The 2,782-nt window shown below is 57.9% G+C and carries 4 protein-coding genes; all 4 read right to left on the minus strand.

Annotation, left to right across the window (positions count from 1 at the left end; translation table 11 throughout):
• Positions 1 to 775, minus strand: a 775-nt coding sequence (gene rffA, locus IBX54_RS14115; protein ID WP_296543292.1) for a dTDP-4-amino-4,6-dideoxygalactose transaminase, incomplete at its 3' end; no start/stop codon positions are given.
• Between the two features lie 4 nt (positions 776 to 779).
• A complete protein-coding gene (locus IBX54_RS14120) occupies positions 780 to 1,652 on the minus strand; it encodes a bifunctional 2-polyprenyl-6-hydroxyphenol methylase/3-demethylubiquinol 3-O-methyltransferase UbiG (RefSeq protein WP_296543293.1) in 873 nt (290 codons plus the stop codon).
• Positions 1,649 to 2,014: a GtrA family protein gene (locus IBX54_RS14125; protein WP_296543294.1), complete on the minus strand. Its 366-nt coding sequence runs from the start codon at positions 2,012 to 2,014 to the stop codon at positions 1,649 to 1,651. The genes IBX54_RS14120 and IBX54_RS14125 overlap by 4 nt, the downstream gene beginning before the upstream one ends.
• Positions 2,015 to 2,046: 32 nt before the next feature.
• Entirely contained in the window at positions 2,047 to 2,607 is a 561-nt protein-coding gene (locus tag IBX54_RS14130; protein WP_296543295.1) for an acyltransferase, read from the minus strand.
• Positions 2,608 to 2,782 lie beyond the last annotated feature (175 nt).

Consider the following 2,782-nt stretch of genomic DNA (forward strand, 5'->3'; position numbering starts at 1 on the left):
CCAGGCGGCGCTGGTTGATGGCATCGGCCTCTTCCATTTGCGCCCACAAAAAAGCCGCAATCACTTCACCCGGCAAATACGACGAGCCCATATCCACCCAAGTGTATTTGTCCACCTGCCCCCTGAAGAACTGGCTGCGGTTGGTGCCCTTTTCGCGCACCATCTCGGCGCGCTCGACAAAACGGGCATCGTTGATCAAAAGCGCGCCGCCTTCGCCACTGATGATGTTCTTGGTCTCGTGAAACGACAGCGCCGCCATGTGGCCGATGCTGCCCAGCGGACGCCCCTTGTAGCTCGACATGATGCCCTGCGCGGCGTCCTCGATCACCAGCAACTGGTGGCGCCGGGCAATGTCCATGATGGTGTCCATCTCGCACGCCACCCCCGCGTAATGCACCGGCGCAATCGCCCTGGTGCGCGGCGTGATGGCCGCTTCTATCTTGGTCTCGTCAATGTTCAGCGTGTCGGCCCGAATGTCCACAAACACCGGCACCCCGCCGCGCAGCACAAAGGCATTGGCGGTAGAGACAAAGGTGTACGACGGCATGATCACCTCGTCGCCCGGCTGGATGTCAGCCAAGATGGCCGCCATCTCCAGCGCGCCGGTGCACGAGTGCGTGAGCAGCGCCTTTTGGCTGCCAATGCGCTGCTCCAGCCAGGCATTGCACTTTTTGGTGAACTGGCCGTCGCCCGCCAAGTGGCCGCTGGCGTGCGCCTGCGAGATGTACCACAGCTCTTTGCCGGTCATGTAGGGTTTGTTGAAGGGGATGTTCATCACGTTATTTCTCTTTGGTGGCAACCAGCAGCCGCGACCCGCCCAAGCCAAAGCGCAGCCCGACGCGGATCAACTGGCGCTCAAGGTTCATGGTGGTTTCAAACACCTGGTTGAGCCAGCCCGGCAAGCGTAACTCTGACAGGCCAGGTTCGTCTGGTTTCTTGCGCTGCTTGCCCAGGCGCGAGGCCAGCATGACGGGCAGCAGCAAGCTGACAAAAGATGTCTCATACGCCAGCGTAAAACCGGCCCGCTGCACTTTTTCGCGCAGCTCGCCCACTTTGTAGCGGCGCACATGGCAGGCGTGGGTATCCGTTGAGCTCCATAACCAGGGGTGCTGGGGCACGGTAATGACGATGCCGCCGCCGGATCGCAGCGCGCGCCACATGGCGGCCAGCACCTGCTCGTCTTCTTCGATGTGCTCCAACACATCAAAGGCACCCATCGCGTCGAACTCATCCACGTAGGGAATCTGCCTGGCATCCATTTGCAGCAACTCGGCAGCCTTCACGCGGGACGCGGCATAGGGCAAACCCGCGCTGAATATTTCGCTGCCAACCAGCCTGGCCGCAGGGTAGGCCTGGGCCACACCGGCCAGCACATAACCGGTGCCACAACCAATTTCCAGGTAATGCTGCATGGCAGGAAAGTGGCGCTTGAGCGCCCACACAATCAACTTGTTTCGCGAGCGAAACCAGAAGTTTTGCGCTTCCAGCGCGGCCAGTTGTTCAAACGCTTCAGGGGGGAAACCGGCACCGCCTTCGGCCAGCGCCGGGGCTAGCAGCGGAAAACCATCAACGATCGCAGGCAAGTGCGCACAGGCCGGGCAGAGCCAGTCTGAGGCCACAAAGTCGGCCTGGCAGCGCAGGCAATGTTTCATGTCGCATCACTCCTTGAAAGCTGGGGAAAAACCCAATAGCGTTGCGCCAGAAAAAGCATCACGGCAACCACCACAATCATCGCGCCCTGCACCCATTGGTGCGGTAGCCCCATCTGATCGACCAGCAGCATGAGCGCTGACAGGTTGACGATATAGCCCAGCGCATAAGCCGTGGCGTAGCGTACCAGTGCAGGGCTGGCAGCGCCGTCAAAACGGAAGGACCATTTCTTGTTGAAAAAAAAGGTCTGCAGCACGCCGACCGCGTACAGCAGGCTCATCGCCAGTTTATGACCCATGCCAAGCTGCGTCAGGACAAGATAGATGACATAAATGATTGCATTGGAGACCAAGCCCACCACCACATACCGTATGAACTGCCGATGCGCCAGCATGGCTAGCGTTCACTGTCCAGATAAGCCTGCTCAAGTGCCAGAAGATCTCGCTTGCGGTCTTTCAATCTTCTGGCTGGCACGCCAGAATAAACAGACCATGCTTCGGTAGATTTTGTGACCATCGACATGGCACCGACCGAGCAGCCTTCGGCCAGCGTCACCCCTGGGAAAATTAGCGAACTCGTACCAACGATGCAGTGCCGTCCGATGTGGATCGCTCTTTTTGTTTCCCGTTTGTAGGTGGCTGGCACCGTGGGATTGGTCAAGGTTCTGCCGGTGTAGTCATCACTTTGCGAAAAGACTTGGCAGCCATAAGCGAGACCTGAAAAATCGTCAAAGGTCACACCCGCGCTGCCACCAGCCACATTGCAAAACACGGCAATATGCACATTACGGCCAAGGGACACTTTGCCAGAAACAACGCAAAAATCGTCAATGCGCGAATGATCGCCAATGTCGATTTGGTCGGCGTTGTAAATCGCCGCCCTGTCGCTGATACGCACGTTTTTCCCCAGCGACCTAAAGCCCATGGCTAACAATTGTTCTTGCGACAAAAACGCCATGGTTAACCTTGTTGGTGAACAGGTTTTTGTTCGGCAGATGGTCTTGGCCGCGTACCACCATCCAAATGCCGGATCACATACTGTGGTTTACGATTCACATTAAGGTGCAAGCGACCCAGATACTCGCCAATAACACCCAGGGCCAACAGTTGCGCACCACCCAATATCAAGATCG

It is taken from the genome of Rhodoferax sp. (assembly GCF_014859475.1).
Taxonomy (GTDB): Bacteria; Pseudomonadota; Gammaproteobacteria; order Burkholderiales; family Burkholderiaceae_C; genus Rhodoferax.